This window comes from Parvibaculum sp. (assembly GCF_039680535.1).
GTDB lineage: Bacteria > Pseudomonadota > Alphaproteobacteria > Parvibaculales > Parvibaculaceae > Parvibaculum.
The window spans coordinates 86,213-108,529 of record NZ_JBDKSS010000019.1 but is presented as its reverse complement, the minus strand read 5'-3'; the positions used below and the strand labels follow the sequence as shown (position 1 = coordinate 108,529).

The 22,317-nt window shown below is 60.9% G+C and carries 22 protein-coding genes; 13 read left to right on the top strand and 9 right to left on the bottom strand.

Going from position 1 to position 22,317, the window contains the following annotated elements; all coding sequences use genetic code 11:
* From ABFC66_RS13790 to ABFC66_RS13765, 6 genes are all read left to right on the top strand, one after another.
* The gene (locus ABFC66_RS13790; RefSeq protein WP_346741546.1) at nucleotides 1-804 is read left to right on the top strand and encodes a hypothetical protein; all 804 of its coding nucleotides are present in this window, start codon (nucleotides 1-3) and stop codon (nucleotides 802-804) included.
* A 24-nt stretch (nucleotides 805-828) separates the two neighbouring features.
* Nucleotides 829-1,419 carry a hypothetical protein gene (locus ABFC66_RS13785; RefSeq protein ID WP_346741545.1) on the top strand — a complete coding sequence of 197 codons (591 nt, stop codon included), beginning with the start codon at nucleotides 829-831 and terminating at the stop codon, nucleotides 1,417-1,419.
* Nucleotides 1,419-2,159 carry a deoxycytidine triphosphate deaminase gene (locus ABFC66_RS13780; RefSeq protein ID WP_346741544.1) on the top strand — a complete coding sequence of 247 codons (741 nt, stop codon included), beginning with the start codon at nucleotides 1,419-1,421 and terminating at the stop codon, nucleotides 2,157-2,159. The genes ABFC66_RS13785 and ABFC66_RS13780 overlap by 1 nt, the downstream gene beginning before the upstream one ends.
* Nucleotides 2,160-2,300: 141 nt before the next feature.
* Nucleotides 2,301-3,308: a nucleotide kinase domain-containing protein gene (locus ABFC66_RS13775; RefSeq protein ID WP_346741543.1), complete on the top strand. Its 1,008-nt coding sequence runs from the start codon at nucleotides 2,301-2,303 to the stop codon at nucleotides 3,306-3,308.
* A complete protein-coding gene (locus ABFC66_RS13770; protein WP_346741542.1) occupies nucleotides 3,305-3,664 on the top strand; it encodes a hypothetical protein in 360 nt (119 codons plus the stop codon). Before ABFC66_RS13775 ends, ABFC66_RS13770 begins: the two co-directional genes overlap by 4 nt.
* A gap of 6 nt (nucleotides 3,665-3,670) precedes the next feature.
* Nucleotides 3,671-4,102: a holo-ACP synthase gene (locus tag ABFC66_RS13765; protein WP_346741541.1), complete on the top strand. Its 432-nt coding sequence runs from the start codon at nucleotides 3,671-3,673 to the stop codon at nucleotides 4,100-4,102.
* 436 nt (nucleotides 4,103-4,538) lie between these two features.
* Here the strand turns inward: ABFC66_RS13765 and ABFC66_RS13760 are convergent, their stop codons facing one another.
* The 3 genes from ABFC66_RS13760 to ABFC66_RS13750 all read right to left on the bottom strand — a co-directional run bounded on the left by ABFC66_RS13760 (nucleotide 4,539) and on the right by ABFC66_RS13750 (nucleotide 8,567).
* Nucleotides 4,539-5,954: a hypothetical protein gene (locus ABFC66_RS13760; RefSeq protein ID WP_346741540.1), complete on the bottom strand. Its 1,416-nt coding sequence runs from the start codon at nucleotides 5,952-5,954 to the stop codon at nucleotides 4,539-4,541.
* A 590-nt stretch (nucleotides 5,955-6,544) separates the two neighbouring features.
* Complete coding sequence (locus tag ABFC66_RS13755; protein ID WP_346741539.1) at nucleotides 6,545-7,510, bottom strand: 2OG-Fe(II) oxygenase family protein; 966 nt, start codon at nucleotides 7,508-7,510, stop codon at nucleotides 6,545-6,547.
* A 94-nt stretch (nucleotides 7,511-7,604) separates the two neighbouring features.
* Nucleotides 7,605-8,567, bottom strand: coding sequence for an ABC transporter substrate-binding protein (locus tag ABFC66_RS13750; RefSeq protein ID WP_346741538.1), 963 nt, complete (start codon nucleotides 8,565-8,567; stop codon nucleotides 7,605-7,607).
* Nucleotides 8,568-8,864: 297 nt separating this feature from the next.
* Between ABFC66_RS13750 and ABFC66_RS13745 the strand changes: the two genes are divergently transcribed.
* Together ABFC66_RS13745 and ABFC66_RS13740 are read left to right on the top strand one after the other, a co-directional pair.
* A complete protein-coding gene (locus tag ABFC66_RS13745; protein WP_346741537.1) occupies nucleotides 8,865-9,830 on the top strand; it encodes a UDP-glucuronic acid decarboxylase family protein in 966 nt (321 codons plus the stop codon).
* A 49-nt stretch (nucleotides 9,831-9,879) separates the two neighbouring features.
* Nucleotides 9,880-10,998 (top strand): glycosyltransferase family 61 protein, encoded by a 1,119-nt coding sequence (locus ABFC66_RS13740; RefSeq protein ID WP_346741536.1) that lies wholly within the window; start codon nucleotides 9,880-9,882, stop codon nucleotides 10,996-10,998.
* A gap of 3 nt (nucleotides 10,999-11,001) precedes the next feature.
* Here the strand turns inward: ABFC66_RS13740 and ABFC66_RS13735 are convergent, their stop codons facing one another.
* The gene (locus tag ABFC66_RS13735; RefSeq protein WP_346741535.1) at nucleotides 11,002-11,406 is read right to left on the bottom strand and encodes a globin; all 405 of its coding nucleotides are present in this window, start codon (nucleotides 11,404-11,406) and stop codon (nucleotides 11,002-11,004) included.
* A 255-nt stretch (nucleotides 11,407-11,661) separates the two neighbouring features.
* Between ABFC66_RS13735 and ABFC66_RS13730 the strand changes: the two genes are divergently transcribed.
* From ABFC66_RS13730 to ABFC66_RS13710, 5 genes are read left to right on the top strand one after another with little or no spacing between them, the layout of a single operon-like run.
* Entirely contained in the window at nucleotides 11,662-12,111 is a 450-nt protein-coding gene (locus tag ABFC66_RS13730) for a PqqD family protein (protein ID WP_346741534.1), read from the top strand.
* A gap of 6 nt (nucleotides 12,112-12,117) precedes the next feature.
* Nucleotides 12,118-13,170 carry a serine kinase gene (locus ABFC66_RS13725; protein ID WP_346741533.1) on the top strand — a complete coding sequence of 351 codons (1,053 nt, stop codon included), beginning with the start codon at nucleotides 12,118-12,120 and terminating at the stop codon, nucleotides 13,168-13,170.
* Nucleotides 13,167-13,925, top strand: a complete 759-nt coding sequence (locus tag ABFC66_RS13720; protein ID WP_346741532.1) for a glycosyltransferase — start codon at nucleotides 13,167-13,169, stop codon at nucleotides 13,923-13,925. Before ABFC66_RS13725 ends, ABFC66_RS13720 begins: the two co-directional genes overlap by 4 nt.
* Nucleotides 13,922-14,623, top strand: a complete 702-nt coding sequence (locus tag ABFC66_RS13715) for a glycosyltransferase family A protein (protein ID WP_346741531.1) — start codon at nucleotides 13,922-13,924, stop codon at nucleotides 14,621-14,623. Before ABFC66_RS13720 ends, ABFC66_RS13715 begins: the two co-directional genes overlap by 4 nt.
* Nucleotides 14,616-16,070 carry a nucleotidyltransferase family protein gene (locus tag ABFC66_RS13710; RefSeq protein WP_346741530.1) on the top strand — a complete coding sequence of 485 codons (1,455 nt, stop codon included), beginning with the start codon at nucleotides 14,616-14,618 and terminating at the stop codon, nucleotides 16,068-16,070. Before ABFC66_RS13715 ends, ABFC66_RS13710 begins: the two co-directional genes overlap by 8 nt.
* 69 nt (nucleotides 16,071-16,139) lie before the next feature.
* Here the strand turns inward: ABFC66_RS13710 and ABFC66_RS13705 are convergent, their stop codons facing one another.
* The 5 genes from ABFC66_RS13705 to ABFC66_RS13685 form a co-directional block, all read right to left on the bottom strand.
* The gene (locus ABFC66_RS13705) at nucleotides 16,140-16,568 is read right to left on the bottom strand and encodes a Rap1a/Tai family immunity protein (protein ID WP_346741529.1); all 429 of its coding nucleotides are present in this window, start codon (nucleotides 16,566-16,568) and stop codon (nucleotides 16,140-16,142) included.
* Between the two features lie 107 nt (nucleotides 16,569-16,675).
* Nucleotides 16,676-17,899, bottom strand: coding sequence for an LLM class flavin-dependent oxidoreductase (locus ABFC66_RS13700; protein WP_346741528.1), 1,224 nt, complete (start codon nucleotides 17,897-17,899; stop codon nucleotides 16,676-16,678).
* 38 nt (nucleotides 17,900-17,937) lie between these two features.
* On the bottom strand, nucleotides 17,938-18,963 hold the full coding sequence (locus ABFC66_RS13695) for a hypothetical protein (protein WP_346741527.1): 1,026 nt from the start codon (nucleotides 18,961-18,963) through the stop codon (nucleotides 17,938-17,940).
* 34 nt (nucleotides 18,964-18,997) lie between these two features.
* Nucleotides 18,998-19,642: a TetR/AcrR family transcriptional regulator gene (locus ABFC66_RS13690; RefSeq protein WP_346741526.1), complete on the bottom strand. Its 645-nt coding sequence runs from the start codon at nucleotides 19,640-19,642 to the stop codon at nucleotides 18,998-19,000.
* 134 nt (nucleotides 19,643-19,776) lie between these two features.
* Nucleotides 19,777-22,161, bottom strand: a complete 2,385-nt coding sequence (locus ABFC66_RS13685) for a xanthine dehydrogenase family protein molybdopterin-binding subunit (protein ID WP_346741525.1) — start codon at nucleotides 22,159-22,161, stop codon at nucleotides 19,777-19,779.
* Nucleotides 22,162-22,317: the final 156 nt, after the last annotated feature.

Here is a 22,317-nt window from a genome sequence, read left to right as displayed (position 1 = left end):
ATGGAACTGATCAAAGGCCAAACGGCTCCTGCAGTGTGGCTTGACGCGGTCGAGCATCTTGCCGGCTGCGCCAAGACCCAGGACTTTGACGTGTTCCTGCATATCGCGGAGCCGACCGTCCTCTCTGCCGCGGACGCGCTCGTCTACAAGGAAGTGGACAATTTTTTGACCTCGCATGGCGCGTTCAGCGTCCACACGGTCGCCGAAACGATCTTCCCGCTCGATGAATATGCTCGAAACGGCGCGTGCGGTTTGTTTGACGGCTACCCAACCAAACTTCGTTCCATCCAGAAAGCTCGCAGGGACGGTAACTGGGGATCCTACTCACACCGGATCCTTCGCCAGAAGGACTTCGAAGGAAAGACCTTCAATCCACTCGAGGACATGGTCTCCAAGATTGCAAAGCACGGCAAATACACGGCGTCCTTCGAGCTCGGCCAGGGCCGACCCTTCGAAGACGATATCCCGATCTACGATCCTGTGACTGACCGCAAGCGCCTTTACGGCGGCCCCTGTCTGAGCCATCTCAGTATCAAGGTGCATGACGGCCACATCCGCTTCAATGCGACCTACCGCTCGCACTACTATGTGCGTCGGCTGCTCGGAAATCTGGTGGGTCTCGGCCGGCTGCAATATTTCCTAGCCCGCGAGACTAAGCTCGCGGTCGGCGGTCTCACCATCAACTCCACCTTCGCCCGTCTCGACACGGGGTCCGGCGAAGGTTGCGGCGGACGGTGGACTAAACGCGAAGTCAAAACCTTGATCGCGCAATGCCGCGCGATCTACGATAACATGCTTGCCTAAGCCGCCTGAGGAGGACGGCTATCAATGCCTATTCGCGATCAACTGCTGGCCCTGCAATGGGCGCAACTGAAGCACGACGAAGCCTATCACAAGGACGTTGTGATCCTGCCGCTTGCGCAGCGGATTAAGCACATGGCGCTCCACAACGCCAAGTACACCGCTTATTTCCTCGAGGCGGTCGAGACTGGAGATGAACCCCGGCTGACCAAGACCTTGGTCGATGCCTTCATCATCGCTCTAGCCAGTGCGAATACCCTGAACCAAGACCTCGGCAAGGCCCTCGACGAAACGGCGGCAAACTCATTTGCAGAGGTGGCGGCGAACCTAGCCGAAAGCTTGCCGCGTCCCCAGGAAGATCCACTCTGGCTGGTTCGGCAGTTCGCCCGCCACAACGGACAGCTCGCCAAGATCTGCGAGTCTTGGGATCATCTGGAGCCGGTGCCGTTCCATGAGGGCATGAGGGCCTGCAATCTGGCGCTTATCAAAGTCATTCTGGCCGAAGCCGGGGCCAGAGCCATCGACATAGAGGCAGCCTACAAAAGCCGCATCCGCATCGTTGAAGCGCGATCGATCTTCGACGACCGCTTCCGCGAAGGTGCGGGAGGAGAGGCCTGATGTTCTGGGGTGGGCAGCGGCTTCACGACGAGCTGGGCGGGCTGATCAGCGACTATGACCCGAAACGCCTCGACCACGCCTCCTACCGATTGCGGGTCGGTCCCGAAATCTATGTCTCGCCGACGGGCGAGCCCGACGATCCCCGCAATAAGCCCAAGACCAGCCTTGTCGAGGGCCAGGGATTCACCATCCCTGCCGGCCAGTTCGGCTTCATCCTCACGGAGGAGACGATCCGCGTGCCCGTCGGGGCGATCGCCTTCATTTCTATCCGTGCAGGCTACAAGTTCCGCGGACTAGTCAACGTCTCCGGCTTTCACGTTGACCCAAACTACGAAGGCCGGTTGATCTTTTCCGTGTTCAACGCAGGTCCAGGTCCGGTGCACCTCGCGCGCGGGGAACCTTGCTTTCTCATCTGGTATGCCGATCTCGACCGCCCGTCGGAGGTAGGGCTACGGAAGGGCTACGATAGCATACCCTCCGAACTCACTGGGCCGATCGCTGGCGGCCTCCAGTCCTTCGCCGGCCTTCTCTCTAAGATCAATGAGAACGATAAGAAGCTTGGTGACCGTCTTGCTGCAGTCGAGCGCGAGCAGGCCGTGACAAAATGGGCGACGGCACTTGTCGTCGGCGCGCTGATCACCTTGGGGCTCCGCGATTGTTCCCTGGGACTGCCCAAAGACCAGCGCTATGAGGCAACCACCCCAGCCCAAACGCCGCCGCCCGCGCACCGCACGCCTTAGCACAGTCAGCCGATCTTAGGCGTTCACGGCGGAGCGGATTTCCTTTAGGCTCCCCGCCCGAGTCACAGTTCGGCGTCAGGGAGGCCGACCGGCGCACAGCGTGCGTCGGTGCCTGCTCGGCGCGCACCTTGCGCAGGACCTATGGAAATCACGCCTGTCTACGACACCTATTGGCGGTTCGCTGCCGAACGGCAGGCAATCTATATGCGCCGATTGTCGGACCCGGTCGGCCCTTGGACCGCGGACCCGATCCTCGCCGCCTACCGCTTCACAAATGCGTACCGAGCGAGCGATCGGGTCAGCCAGTTCCTCATTCGCGAGGTTCAATACCACGAGGATCGGTCGCAGGAGCCGCGTGAGGTCTTCTTTCGTACGCTGCTCTTCAAGATATTCAACCGCATCGACACTTGGCTCGCATTGGAGCGCGAACTGGGGCCGCTGACCTGGGGCGCAACAGATCTCGACGACATGACCCGTGTCCTCGACACGTTGATGGCTAAGGGCCAGCGACTCTATTCCGCGGCTTACATCATGCCTGCCCCAGCGCTGGGGCATGCGCGCAAGCACGCTAACCACTTGGCTCTGATCAAGCGCATGCTCGACGATCGTGTGCCGGAACGCATCCGGCAGGCGCGGAGCTTGCGATCCGTATTCGAAACCCTGCTCCGCTATCCGGGGCTCGGGCCCTTCCTCGCCTTCCAATACACGATCGACCTCAACTACTCCACGTTGCTTGATCATGACGAGAGCGACTTCGTCATCGCCGGTCCAGGCGCCCTCGACGGGATCGCAAAATGTTTCACGCACACGGGCCACCGCTCACCCGAGGAGGTAATCTATTGGGTCTACGAGCAGCAGGAGCGCGCCTTCGCCGACGCCGGCCTCGCGTTCCAGATCCTGTTCGGCCGCCGATTGCAACCGATCGACTGTCAGAATCTGTTCTGCGAAATTTCTAAGTACGCCCGTGTCGCTCACCCCGAGATCAAGGGGCTGTCGGGCCGAACCCGGATCAAGCAGAGTTTTCGCCGCACGCTTGATCCGCTCCCCCCACCTATGTTTCCACCACGCTGGAACCTTCAGGTTCCAAAGGATGCCGGTCAACCTGCCCCTCACCTTCCGACCGGAGAACGGATAAGCCTCTTCGCATGAACAACAATTCAACCCGCGAGACAACGCCCCAGTCGACCGATCGATCAGCCGGCCGTTTGGTCAACGCCGCCGTCGCGCTAGCGGCGTTAGGTGGAGCAGGGTATTTAGCTAAAACGGGTCTCGACATGGCGAACGCGGCGACCGACCTCGCGCTCCTGCGCGAGCACGCGCCCGCTCTGCTTGGATTGCCGGTCCTGGCCGCACTCGCCACGGCCATCGTCTGTGGCGCCCGCGCGCTGGACACCCGCTCCCAGGTCGAGATCATAGGGCTGCGGGCAGACGGCGCGGGGGCAATCATTCTCAGTTGGGTCCTCGTGTTCTCCGCCCTCGTCGTCACGCTGCGAGCGCTCTGGTGACCCTCGATGATTCTGGGACTCGGTGTTGATCTATGCTGCATCGAGCCCATTCGACGGTCCATCGTCCGCTTCGGCAAGGATTGGCTCGACGAGGTCTTCACCGAAGAAGAGCAAGAACGGCTCGTTGCCGGTGATCAACAGGCGCCCTACGCCGCGATCGGCTTCGCTCTTAAAGAGGCTTGCTCCAAGGCGATCGGAACCGGTTTTACGAAAGGTGTTCGGCGACAGGACTTCGTCATATCGATAGCTGGCGGTCATTGCTCGGTCGATCTAACCGGTGCCGCAAAGCATCGCGCGGCCCAGCTGAGCCCAAGCGCGACGTCCTACAGCGTTCATGCGCATTTTCTGCTCACGGACCAATGGGTGAACGCCCTAGCCGTGCTCGCTACAAGCGACGATCACCTCAGCCATTTACTTGAACATCTTGCCCTACCTTAGAGGCTCGCGAGATTGCGGTGCTCGCCCGAGTCAGGCAAGAGTGTGTACGCACAGGCTTTGGTTGAGTCATCCTAGAGCACGACAGCTTGCTTGACCTTATGGCCTGGTAAGAAGCGGCATAGACCGGGCGCTTCTGCTCCTTTAATCGACCTTTGTATCAAGGATGCTGTGTATCGAGAGATGCATTAGCAACTGAGGTGGACATGGTTTTGCTTCCCGCCGTCCCACCTAAGCCACCTTCTGCTCGGTGCCGAAGCTCCAATATACGGCACGGGCGACAATCAAGTGCTGGAAGCAACCACTTGCCGTTCTCGATATTCAGAAGTCTGCCCATTGCGGCCACCGCAGGTGCGCTTTTCAACGGCAGCGCAGGGCCGTTTGAAGCGCTGTTAGCGGAACGCCCAACACAGGACGCTGGTTGTGAAGAGCTGTTCGTTTAGACCCCGAGCAGCGCTTTAACCGGCTCATTGGTCGTCTTGACTGTCAGCGGTAGGAGGGAGACGATCTTGACCAAGCACAGCGCATATGCGCGCCGCGCTAGGAGCAGATCCGGCGTTCCGTCGAACCCGCCTAAATGCATGGTTTTGCCGCGCTTGTCGAAGAGCGATTCCACCGCACTTTGGTATTTTCCAGCGCCACTGTTGCCCGTCAAACAGACTCCGACACGCGCGATGATCTTGGCGGTCACGCCTTGCGTGTAGAAATCAGAGAGCAGCGTTTCAAAGGCGACGGCCAACGCAACAACAGCCTCGCTGTCCCGCGCCATCGCGCTGAACGACCGGCGATACCAGTCCAACGACAACACCAGCTTCCGATAGACGCGCGTATTGAGCGTGGGTTTGTTCCGCCCAAGCGTCACATGTTCGCGAAACCCGCTCTCGACGGCATCGATCGTTTTCATTATTTCGGCTAGGCGCTTCTTGTTCTGTGCTTGGTTTAACGCTCCCGGGTCGATGGTGATTGGAACGTCGGACAAATGCGCGAGATCGACCGGATTGAGGTTCATCGGCACCCGGCGCACATCGATCCTCACGCGTGCGCGCGGTTTGGCCGGTTTGAAGGCCTCGCCCAGCAGATAGTGGTGGATGTCTAGTGTCTGCCAATTGTTGATTCGGCTCGTCGTCCGCAAATCTTTAGTCTTGCTGCCGACCGCATTGAATGATGCCAGCATCATCAGCATGGCGTTAATTAATCGCAATTTTAGCATATAAACGAATTGATTCTCGTAGTAGGCGCCAGTCACAGCCGTAACCTTGACCAAGAGGAGTGGGTTGCGCGTAAACCAGCGCAGGTTTCCCGCCTGCAGGTGATGCCGCCACATGTCGAGATCAAGTGCGCTCTTGATGCCTAGGCCCTTCATCGCCGCACTGATCGCATCGATCGTGACGTCGTAGTCATTGCCTTGGGCGACAACGGCGAATCCCGCCTTCTTAAATAGGACGAACCGTACATTTTTTTTCGGCTGAAAAATCGATGGCTGAGCTATACCGATCGAGTGCAGCGGAAAGATGATGAAGCCAGCGGACAAGGACGCCTTCCCAAGCCGCTCGAGCACTTCCAGACCGTAGTCTGCCATGTTGTCGCGAACTGCCTCGAACAAAAGCATGTCTAGGATTGATACCCCAACAAATATCTCCTTGCGCCAGAGATGTCGCGCCAGCGTTGCGCGCAGATTGATCAGGTGGTGTTCGATGCCACGCTTGTCCTTTGGGTCAAGCGCTGTCTCATTCACAGCGAAATCATCGATCGATTCAAACCCGGACAGCAGATTGTGCTTGTTCTTCAGATAATTTTGCGCGGCCTGCGCGGATTTCGACGGACTCCACCCCGCTTTCAGATCGATTTTGGACATCACGAGACCTCTGGGAGACGATAAGGAATGTTTGGGTAAACGCCTAGACGACCGTAACACCTAGCCGTCACAGCACACATTGATGATCCTTGTGGTAGACGAGTCTAGTGTGAGGTTTCGGTGGTGTCCTGGGCTCTCGCGCGTCCGCCCCCGCCAGGTTTTTCACGACCGCTCTCTCCTGAGCCGAGCCCGCACAGTCTAGGCCGGTAGCGCTGGCGCCGCATAGCTTTGCGCCAACCATGGCGCCTCTGACACGCAAGTTCGTAACATCGACCGCGGTCGATACGTCGATGACCGCTAATGCGCAAGGCGGACAAACTAGAGTCCGACCGCCTGAGGTGATAAAAGATAACGTGGAGTTGTTGAGATGGACGTCGACTGCGTGACGGTACATTTGACGGCACCTCCCAGGTCAAAATCTTTGTCCGTCTTTTTAAATCAAGGGCTTAACGAGAATGTTCGATTCCGCCCCTGGCACCACTTCCCCCACTCAGAAAATGACCGGACTTGGTGCGTCGACGCTATGCGCCGCTCGTGTGCTGTTATTCGTCATGAGATGCCGACGTTGGTTTGGGGTATTGCGCGGATTTCTAGATTTGGTGCGACGCCGCGATCTTCCCGCGGATATAGGCGCCGGCTGTCACAGGCGGGTATTGCGATGGATGGTCGGCCGTGCAGCAGGTCGGCAGAGGCAGGATTTCGGCGTCCGCGTTTGGCCCGGTAAAGAGCACCATCGACAGTCGCTCCGTCGAGCCTGAGAGCTCGCGGCCGGGATTCACGACACGGTGAAGCGTCGAGCGCCACCGATCATTGGTCCAGCGGGCCAGCAGATCTCCGACATTGATGACGAATGACCTCGGCTCGTTTGGCACGTCGCGCCACTGGCCGGACCGCTCGAACACCTGCAGCCCACCCGGCGCGTCGTCCTGACGCAGGATCGTGAAGCCGCCGTAATCGTGATGCGCGCCGTAGCGCAGCTGGCCGGGGAGCGGCGGCTCGATCTGATCGGGATATTGCACCAGCCGCAGAACGAACGATCCTTCGGTGAAGAAGGGGACGAAGTAATCTTCCGGCAGATCGAGAGCGAGCGCAGAAAGACGATAGAGATCGTTTGAAAGCGCCGTACACGCATCAAAATACGCGAGCACAGCGGGCGTCAGCCCTGCCGGTTCGGCAGGCCAGAATTGCTTCTCCGGACCGTCCGGCCTGTTGCCGGGCATGCGCGGATTGGGGAAGACGAGCGCCTCGCAGAGATCCGGCGCTGCCTTCGCATCCAGCGTCAGCGCAACTGCTTCGTCGCCGACTGGAATATATCCCTTCGTCTTCGCGTCCGACTGAAGGACATAGCTACGCTTGACGCTTTCCGGCAGCGCAAAGAACTGCTTGGTCAGCCGATAGAGAGAGCCAGTCGTATCATCGGGAACGCCGTGGTTCGTCACAGTCACAAACCCGACTTCCTCCAGCGCCCTGCCGAAGCTCCCCGCAACGCCTTTGCGCTTTTCGAGGTCGCCGGATCGGAAATCCGCGAGATCCACAACCGGAATATCGGCAAGCATGGTCGTCACCCTCGTTACATGACGCAATGACAGAGCAAGCCCGGCGCGCGCGGCAGTGTCGACGCGCCGGGCTCACAGGGGCCCCCGCCCCCTACTACTGAACGAATTTCAGCGTGTATGCGGACTTGTAATCGATGTCCTTGGGCAGAACGCCCGCAGCCACCATGGTTTCAGTGAAAGCCTTCCAGCGCGCGTCGGTCATCCCGCCGAGCGGCAGGCCTTCCCCGCCCGTCACGATCTTCCGCTTGACGATTTCATTGATCGAATATTCGAAGAGTTCCTTGCTCTGGTCCGGATTGTCCTTCATCACGGCCGCTTCCGCGGCAGCGTAATCGCCAGCAAGACACTGCTTCCAGCCCTCGGCAGAGGCTTCGAGGAATGCCTTGATCACCTTCGGCTTTTCGTCGAAGGTTTTCGCCAGCGTCTGCACCGTCGTCTGATAATTCAGATAGCCATAATCGGCGAGCAGGAAGATCGTCGGTTCGGCGCCGAGCGGCTTGCTGAGCATGAAGCCGTCATTGGTGACATATCCCTGCTGCACAGCCATCTTGTCCGCAAGAAAGGGCGCCGCGCTATAGGTATACGGACGAAGCTGCTCATCGGTGAAGCCGTACTTCGCTTTAAGCCACTGCCAGAACTCCTGCCGCGAATAGGTGCCGATGAGCATCGGCCGCCCCTTCAGATCGGAGATGTCTTTCACCTTCGGATCGGGGTGCACCACCAGCGTCTGCGGATCCTTCTGGAAATAGGCGGCGACCGTCACGGCGGGAATCTTCTCGGCGGTCATCTTGAGCTGGCCGAGCGTGCTGCTCATGGCCATGTCGATCCGTCCAGTCGCCAGCAGAAGCGACATGTTGGTTTCGGGACCACCTGGAACAAGGTCCACGTCGAGCCCCTTCTCGGCATAGAGCCCCTTGGCCTTGGCCTGGAAAAAGCCGCAATGCTCGGCCTGCGGCAACCAGCTCAGACCGAAGGAGAGTTTCTCGGCAGCATGGCTCGCCGAAGCACTCGCCAACCCCATCAGCAGCGGAACGGCGAACCGCGCGGCCCGCGTCATGGAAATACGCCTCACTATTTCACCCTCACCAAATTGCCCGCAAAGCAGGCAAAAATACGGAACATGTATACGAAGAACATGAATTGCAATTCATGTGCCGCCTTGACGGTCTTGATGCGGTGGGACAAAGAACGTGCAGTAAAATCCGGTCTTTCAGGTCGCAGGCCATGAGGCGGAGACCGCGGCTTGATCTCCACGCCGCCATGTCTGACATCAAAAAAGGCAAGGAAAGCGAGTCAGCCTGTATGTTAAGCAGGCAAGCGGCGACAACCAGGCAAGAGACAAGGGCGGGACGGAATGCTGAAACGAATATTGGTGACGGGCGGAGCGGGATTTCTCGGCTCTCACTTGTGCGAGCGGCTTCTCGACGCCGGCCATGAGGTGCTCTGCGTGGACAATTTCTTCACCGGCACCCGGCGCAATATCACGCATCTGCTCGACCGGAAGTCGTTCGAAGTCCTCCGGCACGACATCACCTTCCCGCTTTATGTCGAGGTGGACGAAATCTACAACCTCGCCTGCCCCGCCTCGCCCGTTCACTACCAGTTCGATCCCGTGCAGACGACCAAGACCAGCGTCATGGGCGCGATCAACATGCTGGGGCTCGCCAAGCGTCTGAAGATCAAGGTCTTGCAGGCCTCGACCTCGGAAGTCTATGGCGACCCGGTCGAGCATCCGCAGCGCGAGGAATACTGGGGCAATGTGAACCCGGTGGGCGTTCGCGCCTGCTATGACGAGGGCAAACGCTGCGCCGAGACGCTCTTCTTCGACTATGTTCGCCAGCACCAGCTTCCGGCGAAAGTGGTCCGCATCTTCAACACATATGGGCCGCGCATGCATCCCAATGACGGGCGCGTCGTGTCCAACTTCGTCGTGCAGGCGTTGAAAGGCGACGACATCACCATCTACGGCGATGGCAGCCAGTCGCGGTCATTCTGCTACGTCGACGAAATAGTCGAAGTCATGATCCGGATGATGGCGACACCGGCAGAGGTGACCGGACCGATCAATATCGGCAATCCCGTCGAGTTCACGATCCTCGACCTGGCGCGCATGGTCATCGACCTCACCGGCTCGAAATCCCGGATCCATTTCAAGGATCTTCCCTCCGACGATCCGAGACAACGCCAGCCCGACATTTCGCGTGCGAGAGCCGATCTCGGCTGGGAGCCGAAAATCACCCTGCGCGAGGGCCTGACGAAGACGATCGCCTATTTCGAGCAACTCCTTCTACATCCATATCCTCAGGCGTCGGCGGATTAGCGTTGGCCCGTTCGAAGACTCGTTTCACCGCCGCCGGAGACGCGCTGCCATGCCCAGAATGAAACTCACCCTCCGGCGGCAGCGCAAGCTCGCGCACCTTCGCCTTCTTCCCTCGGCCGAACGCTTTGCGGAGACCATCTTCGGACTGACTGCCGAATACGGCCCCGCTCATCCGGATTATGCCTGCCCGCCCTTCGATCAACGGCCAATAAAGTTTAGTCATGAGCCGACGAATGGCTGGGTGCGCGCGTTCAGGGGACGGCTCCGCCTCGAATACGAAACCGGGCTCATTTATTCGGGCCTCCGCCCCATCTATCGATCGACCGACGACATCTATCCAACATTCCTGCCAGCAACGAAACTCTGCGAAACATATAGGCGGAAGCGGCGACGCATCGACGAAGCGATCGTGCTGAGCACCCTTTGGGCCGAGGGCTATTTTCACTTCCTCTATGAGTTCGTACCCAAGATTGAGGTCGTCGATCGCGCCGGACTTTCACCGGACATTCCCCTCATCGTGCCAAGGAACATTGCTGAACGGAAGTTCTTCAAGGAAGCCGCCGCACTGGGATTGTTCGGTGACAGGCAGCTCGTCATTCAGGAGCCTGACGAAACAATCATAGGCCGCCGCTTCTACGTCGTGCGACCCGATCGCCATTCCCAGCGCCAGCTGGGTTTTCCGGCGAAGCGTTTCGGCTGTACCCCCGATCCGCGGAGCCGCCTTCGTCTTTATGTCTCGCGGAACGGGCAGGCCGGTACAATTCGGCAGATACTCAATGAGGATGAGCTGATCGCGCGGCTGGAGCCGCTTGGCTTTCAGGTGATCGATCCGGGCACTACCCCGCTCGCGGAACAGATGGATACCTTTTCCCGCGCGAGTATCGTTGTCGGTCCACACGGTGCGGGCCTGACCAACATCCTGTTCCGCAAGGGCGCGCCGATGGCGCTGGTTGAAATGATCAACGACACCAAGCAGTTTCGCCACCACTTCTATCAGATCGCCCGGCTTTGCGGCTACTTCTACCGCGCCACGATGAACCGCGCAGAGGCGACGTGGCAACAGACCGCCAATGCCCATGCCGATATCGATGCGGTCATGAAGGCAGTGGACGAAGCGATCGCATGGGAAAATGCGGCTTACGAGGCGGATGCCGCAAAGGTGGACTGACGATCAGGCGTGCGCGGCCGCGAGGTCGCCGATCAGCCCATCGAGGCCGGCAAGCAATTGCCGCCACTCCCGCTCCATCTCCGGGGTCCAATCCGCGCCGAGGATGTCGCGGAACGTCTCCATGACGGTACCGAAGAAAGTGGCGAAGACGGCCGGCGGCACGCCGAGATTTTCGTGATTTCGCAATTCGCTGGGAATCATGTTGGCGGCGTAGCGCCGATCGCCGGTGAAATCGACGAGGCACTCAATGACCTGCGCCAGCATTTCACCCTTCACAAGATCGTTGGCGTCGCGCACGAAGAGCGCCTTCATGTCGGGATTACGTGAAAAGAGGCGCTCATAGACAAGCGGGGTCGGATCCCCGACCCGATCGCCCACCTTTTCAAGACTTTCCATCACCAGGCTCATCGGCCCCTCCCTTGGGTGTTTTTCTCAGAATAAGGTGGCCTGCATGACTTGAACATTCTTTATTGGCCGTAGGACAAAAGCGGATGGAACGCCCCCTTAACAATCCTGATGAAAATTTTCGACATCTAGGAATGGCGTCCTTGACGATTTTGCAACAAACTGGGCCAACTGATTTTCGCGAGTACCTACTATCGTTCTCCGGACGGCGCGTCTCCCGCCCGCCCGCAGCGCAGTTAAAGACGAGGCTTTTCACTTATGCATTTTGAGACGGCCTACGAAGTATCCACTCCCGACGTGGTAGCCGAGGATTTTGGCGGAGAGATCGTCGTCCTGAACCTGGCAAATGGGCATTATTTCAGCCTTCTAGGCGTTTCAGCCGACATTTGGCGTGATCTCGCGCGCGGACATCAGCCGCAGACCCTGATCGATCATGCCGCCACGGCCCGCGCCTCGCTCGGAGAAGCGGTCGCAGCTCTCATTGCGAGCATGATCGATAAAGGGCTCATCCGTCCGCTGACTGATTCGGAGGGACGCTCGGCACCAAGCGAAGCGGCACAAGCAGCCACGGCCCTGCTCGCCGGCGAAGATGTGCCGCCCATGGAAGCCTTCGACGACATGGCGGAGCTCATCCTTGCCGACCCAATCCACGACGTCGATGAGGATATCGGCTGGCCTGTAAAACGGGACCCGGCGCCAAACGCCTGAACTCCAATGCCCGCTGCCCGGATTGACACCGCAAGCCTCCCCGCCTTCGCGCAAGGCCTTATCCAGCAGGTGAGCGATCTGCCGCGCGCGTCTCTGCACGTGCGCAGGCTGAGCGTTTTCGGCGTCAACATCGAGGCGTGGTTCAGCGATCCCGCCTATGCAGATCTATGTGCCCGCAATCTTGCGCGGATACCCGCAGGCGAAGACGCTGCGAAGGTCACGCTCTTCCTTGTCGACGCGCAGTCGACCGGCCTGCCGCCCCCCGCCCGCTGGGGCGCGGATATTTTCGACCGCGCGGCGTTCAACGAGGCGCTTGCAAAGGCGGGGTTCCACGGCGCCTATCTGCATGATCCGCGCGTATGGCAGATTTTCTCGCCCGCCGAACGCATCGGCGTTCAGTTGATCCGCACGCCCGGCGCGACGCCTGACTGGGAGACCGGCGGCCCCCTTCGGGTGTTCCTTCATTGGGCCGCGGCGATGCGCGGAGCGCGCCTCTGCCATGCCGCCACGCTTGGCTTCGGCGGCAAGGGCGTTCTGCTCTCCGGCGCGGGCGGCTCGGGCAAATCGGGGACCACGCTCGCAGGCATTGCGGGCGGTCTTTCCACGGTGGGCGACGACTATTGCCTGCTTGCCCGGGGTGAAGGTGTCTCGGCACACCCGCTTTATCGAATCCTGAAGCAGGATCCCGCCGGCGTCGCCCGTGCATTCGGGACCGCCAACTCGTTGCATCTGGACGCGATCAATTGGCAGGGCAAATATGAGATACATGCCGACGCCTTGCCGCAGTCGCCATTTGTTGACAGGCTGAAGATCAAGGCGCTGCTTCTACCCAGGGTCGCCCGTTTGCCGCGCACGGAACTGCGGCCAGTATCCGCCGGCGTCGCCATGCGCGCCTTCGCGCCGTCCAGCGTGTTCCAGCTGCCCGACGACGAGGCGCGGGGCATCCAGTTTGCCGCCGCGCTATGCCGCGATCTTCCCTGCCATGAAGTGCTGCTATCGGAAGATGCCGAAGATATCGCGGGCGCCATCAGGCGCTTCATCGAAGGATTGCCCGCATGACCGACAAGATCAGCGTCATCATGCCCGCACTCAATGCCGGTCGCTTCATCGCCCCCGCATTGCGCTCCCTGCTGCGCGAGCCGGGGGTCGATCTCGACATCATCGTCGTCGATGATGGCTCGACCGACGACACGGCGGCCATCGTAGGCCAGCTCGCCGCCGCGTATCCATGTATCCGTCTAATTGCAGGTCCTCAGAGGGGCGTCTCCAGCGCGCGCAACGCGGGGCTCGCGGCAGTTCCGCCCGACAGCGGCTACATCACCTTTCTTGATGCGGATGATCACTCTGCCACAAACAGGATCGGACGACAGCTCCAGGTTCTCAATGACAATGCAGACATTGAATTCGTCATCGGCCTCGTACAATTCTTCGAAGAAATCGACGAGGAGACGAGCAGGGTTATCGAGGGGTCGAGGACCGTAACAGTCGCAGGCGTTCAACTCGCGGCGGCACTTTTTCGGCGTTCGGTCTTCGATCGGTTGGGCAGCTTCGACGAAGAATTGCGGCAGGGCGAGGATACAGACTTCTTCATGCGCCTCCTTGAGACCCGAACACCCTATATCCTCGAGACGGCTGTTGCCGTGTTCTACCGGCGCCATTCTACCAATATGACTAATGATACAGCGCAGAAGCGTCGAGGGTTCGTTGATGCGTTGCGTAAATCACTCAATCGGCGACGCGCGGGCGGTGGATCAATGGAAATCGGCGACCTATTCAAGCGACGTGGATCGGCAGAGGAGGTCTTTCAGTCATGAATAGTTCCTACAGCGTGGTCGTTCCCGCATATAACGCCGCGGCGACCGTCGAAGAGGCGCTTCATTCCATCCTCGCCCAGACGGTTCTACCTGAAGTGATCGTTTTGGTAGATGACGGCTCCACAGACGATACGGGCTTGCGTGCGGCGCAGCTGGACTCACGTATCTCGGTAATCCAACAGACCAATCAGGGCTGTGGGGGGGCAACCACGACCGGCATAGCGGCTGTAACAACGCCATTTGTCGCATTTCTCGATGCCGATGACCTCTGGCTTCCTAATAAGGCGGAGCGCCAACTTGTCCGCTTCTCCGAGAACTCGGGGGTCGCCGCGCTGGTCGCGCAAGCCCAGATATTCAAGGGCCCTACATACTCGCCGCAACTCGGCCCAGTAAGTGATGTGTGGGGACGCACTACGCTGATGATACGCACAGAAGCTGCAAGGAACATCGGCGAGGTGATCGACCCACCCGGCGCACGCGGCGACATGGTCGACTGGATCGCCCGTGGCCGCGAACTCGGCCACGCCTTCGAGCTGATGAACGAGGTGCTTGCGATGCGCCGCATCAGGCCGGGAAGCCTCTCTTATGGCCGTGACGCTGAGAAGGATCGCGGCTACCTCCTCACGGTGAAGCGCGCGCTGGAACGCAAGCGGGCAGCTGCCGCGCAGCAGGCCACTCCGGCGGAGCGCGATGAATAGGCTCGCCCATTTCCTTCTGAGCCAATCCTGGCCGCAGGGCGACCTCGATCTCCTGCTGCGGGTCGCCCTGCTGCCGGCCGCCGACGCGGCGAAATGCTGGGATCGCTGGAAGGCGCATCACGATCTCGACGATGTGACATGGGAGGAGCACAAACTCCTCGCACCCATCGCCTCGCGCCTGCCGGCCATCGCGCCCGACTGCCCATACCGACCTCGCGTGCAGGGCCTCGCCAAGGCTCACTGGACGACTTCGCAACTCGTGTTGCGGGACTCGGCTGCGGCACTCGACACGCTGCTAGAGCATGCCATCCCCGTAATGCTGCTCAAGGGCGGCGCGTTGCAGGCGGCGGGAGTAAGCGGCAGCGGCCCTCGCATCAGTGGCGATCTCGATATTCTCGTTCCGCGCCCGCTTTACCCACGCGCCATCACCCTGCTCTATGCCGAGGGATGGTCTTCGCGGGACTCGCGCGAATATGCGCAGAGTTCATGGCGCTTCCGCTCCGGGCTCAACCTTCGGCGCGGGCTTCATGGCGACATAGACGTTCATCACCAGCCGGTCCCCGCCCCCCGTCTGACCGATGCCGCGCTCGATGCGCTATGGGCGCGCGCGACGCCGGCGCGCTTCCATGGCCGCCCTGTCGTGGTTCCCTCGCATGCCGACATGATCGCGCTGACCGCCGCGCATGCGGCGCGGCCGGCCACCTCCCGCCAGATCAGCGCCGCCTGGGCCTTCGATCTCATCGCGCTCCTGAAACAGGATGGTCTTGAGCCAGAGAAAGTCGTCGACAGCGCCGCCGCGCTCGACGCCATGGCAGCCAGCATCGCCTGCCTGCTCTATCTCGACAGCCTCGTTCCACTCGACAACACCAAGCGCGTTATCCGCGAGTTGGAGAGCCACGGGATTGGCGCGCGCCAGATGCTCGGCCTCGTCGCAGCTGCGCAAAACTCGCCGTCCAGCGCGCCGCTGCGGCGCCTCGCCGCCCTGATCGCTGAGAGACCCAAGAGCCATTTCGAGCGCGAGCGCCAGGTCGTCCCACGCATACGCCGCCTGCGTCTGCCCCTATCGGGAAAAACCGTTACACCCCTTTTGGCGAGCGCGGGCGAACCGAGACTGCGCCACGAGTTCGAGCTCGGCGGCGCCAAACTACGCGGGCCCGGCAACCTCATCATCGAAATCGAATTCGACCGGCCTTCGGTGGCGCGGCGTTTCCGCTTCGACATCGCCGTTGATGCTGTGCCGATCGCCCGTCTCGGAGCGCGTCTGTCCAAGCGGGCTCAGAAGACGCGCCTCACTTTTTCGGTCCCGCTACCCCGTGTGGCTGGCTCTCCCGCGCGCGTCGCAATCGAGGCCCTCGCCGAAGGCGAAATCCCGGCAAAGGCAAATCTCGAACAGGTCCTCCGCGCGAAGCCCGTGCCGTTCCGCATCGCGCGCGTCGCGTTGCGATAGAAGCAAACGAACCGGAACCCTGACGCTGGGCCCCGGTCCCTATTGCAAATAACGCCCCTCAGCGAGGTGTTATTTGATTTCCTTGCAAGGAAACTTGTCGGCAAGGCTCCGGCCCGCAAGTTCCGCCGCAGGACGCTCGGCAAGTCCGGGATGCGACTTGTCGTAGTTGATGACGAGCGCGGCGAATTCCTCATACTTCAGGAACTCAGGAAGGCGGAAGCAAACCTCCTCGTCCTTCTTCGGCCCAAGGCGATGGAGCTTGGTCGGCATGCCTGCTTCTGTCGCGTTGTAGACGGCGACCACCATGCCAGCCAGAAACTGGTTGCAGGCCGTGGCCGAGATCTGGCCCTTTTCGGAGGTGTCCTTCGCCACCGAAGCCTGACAGGCGGCAACAAGATCGGCGCCTGTCTTGATGTCGGCGCCGGGATTTGCCCACGCGGCCGAAGCGGCAGCGAAAGCGGCGAGCAGCGGCATGACGAAACGAACTGTTTTTCTCATTCGAGTCTTTCCTCCACCTGAAACGATCTTCCGATCGACGCCCCAGCTTAATGAAGAGCTGCGCCTCTTTCGAGGCGCAGCCTTGTCACATTGATAATGCAACGCTTCTAATCGGCGGAAACGACCTTCGACGTTTCCGCGATCTGCCGGCCGAGCGCCACCACATTCGGGATTTCATCATCCGAAAGCGGCTTCATGAATTTCTTTCGCTTCATCGCGGCCTCGATATAGGGAGCCAGCTCCTCGGCCTTCCTCTTCTGCCGTTCGGCCTCATGCTCCTTGAACTCCGGCATGACTTCATTGGCAAAAAGCTCGAGCGACAAGCAGATGTCTTCGTGCCGGTTGCGACCGCCCTGCTGGATGAAGGCGACCTGATCGACACCAGCCTCCGCGAAGCCGCGCAGATGCTTGCGCATGTCGTCCGGCGTGCCGATGCCGCGATTGCCACCCTCTTCCGGCAATGTGGGGCGCGCCTTTTCGAAAGCGTCCCAGATGTTCGTGCGGCCCGGCTTGTGCTCGCCGAAGATGTAATGGTGGCCAAGCGCATAGCCGAAGAAGCGGAAGCCATCCATGCCTCGCGCCTTCGCCACCGCCGCATCCCGATTGAGCGAGAAGCCCGTCACCATGGCGACATTCGGATTGCAGGCATGGCCGATGGGAACAGCCTCTTCCTTGAAGATGCGGTAATAATCATCGACCCACTGCTTCGCTTCCGAGGGATCGACAAAGGCGAAGGTGAGCGCGCCGATGCCAAGACGCGCGGCGAGCTTGATCGTCTCACGGTTCGAGCAGGCGACCCAGAGCGGGGGATGCGGACGCTGCACTGGCTTCGGCACGATATTGCGGCAGGGCATCGAGAAATATTCGCCCTCATAGCCGGGGTAAGGGTCCATCGCCATCATGTTGGCGCATTGCTCCACCGCCTCGCGCCACTGGCTGCGCTTCTCGCCCACGGGCACGTTGAAGCCGCCGAGTTCGAGCAGCGCGGAGCTTTCGCCGGTGCCCCATTCCACGCGGCCGCGCGAAACGAGATCGAGCGTCGCGATGCGCTCGGCAACACGTGCGGGGTGATTGTAGTTCGGCGGCATCAGCGTGATGCCGTGGCCGAGGCGGATGTTCTTCGTGCGCTGCGAGCAGGCGGCGAGAAAAACCTCCGGCGCCGAGGAATGCGAATATTCTTCAAGGAAATGATGTTCGACTTCCCATGCGTGATCGATGCCAAGCTTGTCTGCAAGCTCAACCTGGTCGAGCGCGTCCTGAAAAAGTTTCAGTTCGTCGCCCTCGTTCCAGGGCCTCGGCAACTGATGCTCATAGAAAATCCCGAACCGCATTCTGTCCTCCCCGTTTTGTTTTCTTGGTTTTCCTCAGATCAGGCGGCGCGCGGACGATCCTCGAGCGTCTCGAACTTCGCCATGAGAGCGGGCTTGTCGGCGAGCCTGCGCGCAATGCTCTCATGCGTCTGGGCATGGCTGAAATCGGCCTGCGTCACCGAATGCCACTGCACCATGCCTTCCCAGACCGGATCGATCATCTTCCGGCCCTCGATGGTGCCGCCATCGACTGTCCTGAAAGTCAGGCTCCGCATCTCGGAAATCGCCGCCTGCAGATAGGCGACGTGGATCGCCTCGTCCGTGCGGATGCGCTCGATCATATCGGCGGCAAGCTCCGCCTCCGCGCGCTTGTCCGGGAAAGTCGCCGGATCGCGCAGCAGGTTGCAGTTGAAACTGAAGCCCGCTTCGGCGCGAACCTCGATCATCAACACGTTCATCAGCAGGAGAATGAGCTGTTCGAAGCCAGCCGGGATCTGCGGCATCAAACGGCCGCTATCGGGCCGCGAAATATTGTCCGGTACCTGCGGAACCGGATAACGGTCCTTGCCGAAGACGAGATCGCGCGCGGCGAACCACATCTGGTCATGCGCGCCGATGGATTCATCTTTCGGATCGCCGCCCTCGTCCACGCCATGCGCATAGAGCAGCCCCTTGTGCAGGTGCCCCGTGCACATGTTGGAAATGTCCTCGACGATGATCTGCTGAAAATCCGGCGCCTCGAATTCGCAGAGCGCGCGGCCTCGCGCCTCGACGAGCCCGGTGATGGTCAGCGAGTTCCATAGCGTCTCGCCATAGCCGTTCCCCAGCAACAGCTTCTGCTGTTCGATATTCGGATAATGCTCGCGCTTGAGAAGCTCCACCGTCGCGTCGATGAGCGGCCATCCCCTCGCCGTCAACTGCGCGCCCCACGCCTTCACCGCAGGCCAGCGGTTGAGCGTGCGCGGCGAGATATATTCGCCCTTGGCGTCGAAGCCTCCATGCAGCCGGTAGCCTGCCTCTTCATGAGGGCGCGCATAGTCGTGCGACGCCATCAGCTCGTCCCATGTGTACTGGAGCTGCGCCATTATCCTCTCCTCCCGGTGCCGGCCTCTTGCGGCCTTATTGCTTTTTCAGCGACCTGACGAAAAGCATCGTCATGCCGTCGATGATCTTTTCCGTATCGAGATTTTCACGTGCGGCGTAGCCGCCGCCCTGCTTGATCGCGCCGACGATAAGATGACCCGCGAGCCTGCTGTCGATGTCTGGCGACACCTCGCCGCTCGCTTTCCATTTCTCGATGAGAACCGCCCAGCCCTCCGCCCACCGCGTCATCGGCATCTTCTTGCCGATGTCGCTCGTGGACAGCACGGACGCATCTGTCAGCGCCGCCGAGATGACGCCGGGATGCGCGACCGAATATTCGAAAATGCCGCGCAGGATCTCGCGCACCGAATCCTCGAGACGCCCGACGCGCCCGACATGCTGCGCGAGGAAATATTCAAGCTCTATGGCTGCCTCGTCCGTGAAGGCGAGAAAACAGGCCAGCTTGTCCTCGAAATGGAGATAGAACGTCCCATGCCCGACGCCTGCCTCGCGGGAAATATCCTGCGGGCGGGTTTCGTGGTATCCGCGCTCGACAAAGAGCTTTCGCGCTGCCGCAAGCAGCTTGCGCCGGCTTTCCTGTTTTCTTCGAGAGACGCCGCCACGTACACCGCCAACGCCAGTGCTGGTGGCTGCCCCTTCCTCGACCTCCAGAACAGCCATCTCTGTGGCCTTATCAGTCCTGGAGTTTGGTTCCTCCGTCATCATGGACAGATGTTCGATACGCCGTGACAAATTGTCAACGGCACATCGGCGCAAACTGACAAAAATGTTAGGGTCCAGACCCTAATCCAGCCTTATTCGGCGGCGCGGCGCGCGCCGTTGATCAGTGCCCAGAGCTTCTGCGGCGTCACCGGCATGTCGATGCTCTCGATGCCGTAGGGCTTGAGCGCGTCGATCACCGCATTGATGAAAGCCGCGGGCGCGCCAACCGTGCCGGCTTCGCCCGCACCCTTCACACCCAGCGCATTCGAGGTCGAGGGGATCTCGTTGTAGCTGATGTCGAAGAAGGGAACGTCATCGGCGCGAGGCAGCCAATAGTCCATCAAGGAGCCGGTAATGAGCTGGCCGGTCTCGTTGTCGAAAACGGCGTGCTCGCCCATCGCCTGTCCAAGACCCTGCACGATGCCGCCATGGACCTGACCCGCCACAAGAAGCGGGTTGAGGATGTGGCCGAAATCGTCCACCGCCGTGAAACGCACGATCTTGTACACGCCCGTCTCGGGATCGATTTCGACCTCGCAGACATGGGCGCCGTTGGGGAAGGTATTTCCCTTCTGGTTATATTCGCCGTCGCCGGAAAGCTCGCCGACATCGGCCTGGCCCTCAGCGAGACGCGCCACCGCGAAGAGGTCGATCTTGCGGTCCGTGCCTGCCACGGCGAAGACGGGCTCGCCCTCGCTGCCGCGATATTCGATATCGGCCTTCGCCGCTTCGAGCTCGTTCGCTGCAATCTCGCGGCCCTTCTCGATCAGCTTGTCCGACGCGTCGCCGATGGCGCCGGTGACGAGATAGATCGCCTTCGATCCGCCCGTGCCCGCGCCGCCCGGCAGCACGTCGCTATCGCCGAGATGCACCTTGATCTTTTCGACGTCGAGGCCGAGACGATTGGCCAGGAACTGCGTCCATGCCGTTTCGTGTCCTTGCCCGTTCGTCTGCTGGCCGGTCCAGACATGGACCGTGCCGTTCTCGCCATCGATCGCGATACGCGCATAGTCCGACATGCCCGCCGCGGTGCGCTCGACGTAATAGCTCAGGCCGATCCCGCGGATCTTGCCCTCTTTCGCTGCCGCCGCGCGACGCGCCTCGAAGCCCGCAACATCGGCCTTCACCAGCGCGTCATTGAGATTGCGCTCGAAATCGCCCGAGTCGAAAGGCAATGACGCGCCGCCGTGATAGGGCATCTCGCTTGCGGGAATGAAATTGCGCCGCCTGATCTCGACCGGGCCGAGGCCGGTTTCGCGCCCCGCCTGATCCATCAACCGCTCGATGAGATAGGACGCTTCCGGACGGCCCGCGCCGCGATAGGCATCGACCGGCACCGTGTTGGTGTAGACCGCACGCACACGGTTATAGAGCACCGGCACCTTGTAGACGCCGACCTGCATGTTGCGCGGCGCGAGCGACGGAATGAAGGGCCCGAACTGGCTCTGATAGCCGCCAAGATTGGCGATGGTGTCGACCTCGATGCTGAGGATGTGCCCATCCTTGTCGAGCGCGAGCGACGCTTCCGTCACATGGTCGCGGCCCTGACTGTCGGTGAGGAACGCATCCGAGCGGTCGCCCGTCCACTTCACGGGACGGCCGAGCTTCCTCGATGCGAAAAGCACCAGCGGATATTCAGGATAGACGAAGGTCTTCATGCCGAAGCCGCCGCCGACGTCTTCGGTGACGACGCGAAGCTTCTCAACCGGAATCTTGAGCGAGAACTGCGCGATGAAGTTCCGCATCGAATGGACGCCCTGGCTCGGGCTATAGAGCGTGTAGTGATCACGCGTCGCGTCATAGACGCCCAGCGCCGCGCGCGGCTCCATCGCGTTGACGACGATGCGATTGTTGATGAGCTTGATGCGAGTGACATGAGCCGCCTGCTTCAGCGCGGCGCCGGCGGCCGCCTCGTCGCCAAGGCTCCAGTCATAGGCGAGGTTCGATCCCGCTTCCGGCCAGACGACCGGTGCGTCGGGCGCAAGGGCCCCTGCCGTATCCGCGACGCTCGGCAATGTCTCGTAGTCGATGACCAGAAGGTCCGCCGCGTCGCGCGCCTGATTGAGCGTCTCCGCGACGATGAGCGCAACCGTGTCGCCAGCGTAGCGCACCGTATCCCGCGCGATGAGGTGGCGCGTCGTCTTGAAGATCGGCGTGCCGTCGCTGTTCTTCAGCATGTCGGCGGCGGGGCTTGCGACGATACCGAGACCTTCCCGCTCGGCGTCCGCGCCCGTCCAGACGGCGAGCACACCCGGCGCGTTCATCGCGTCTTCCGTGTCGATGGACAGAATACGCGCATGCGCATGGGGCGAGCGCACCATGAAGGCATGGGCCTGCCCGTCCAGAGCCAGGTCGTCCGTATACTTGCCCTTGCCCGTTACGAGCCGTTCGTCCTCGACACGCCTCATCGGTTGACCGACGCCGAACTTCACCATGACGACCTCACCTTGCAGAGCATTGCGGATGGCTTCAGACAACTGGACGAATCTGCCCGGCGTCCCTGTTTCAATTCTGTGATGACGGAGAGGCTGGCTGCGAACCACGCGCCGCGCCTCGATCCGGATTCGTTGCGGTTTCGAGCAGTCTGCCACGAAGCGCGCCCGCACTGCAAACCGCCGCCATCGCCAAAAAAG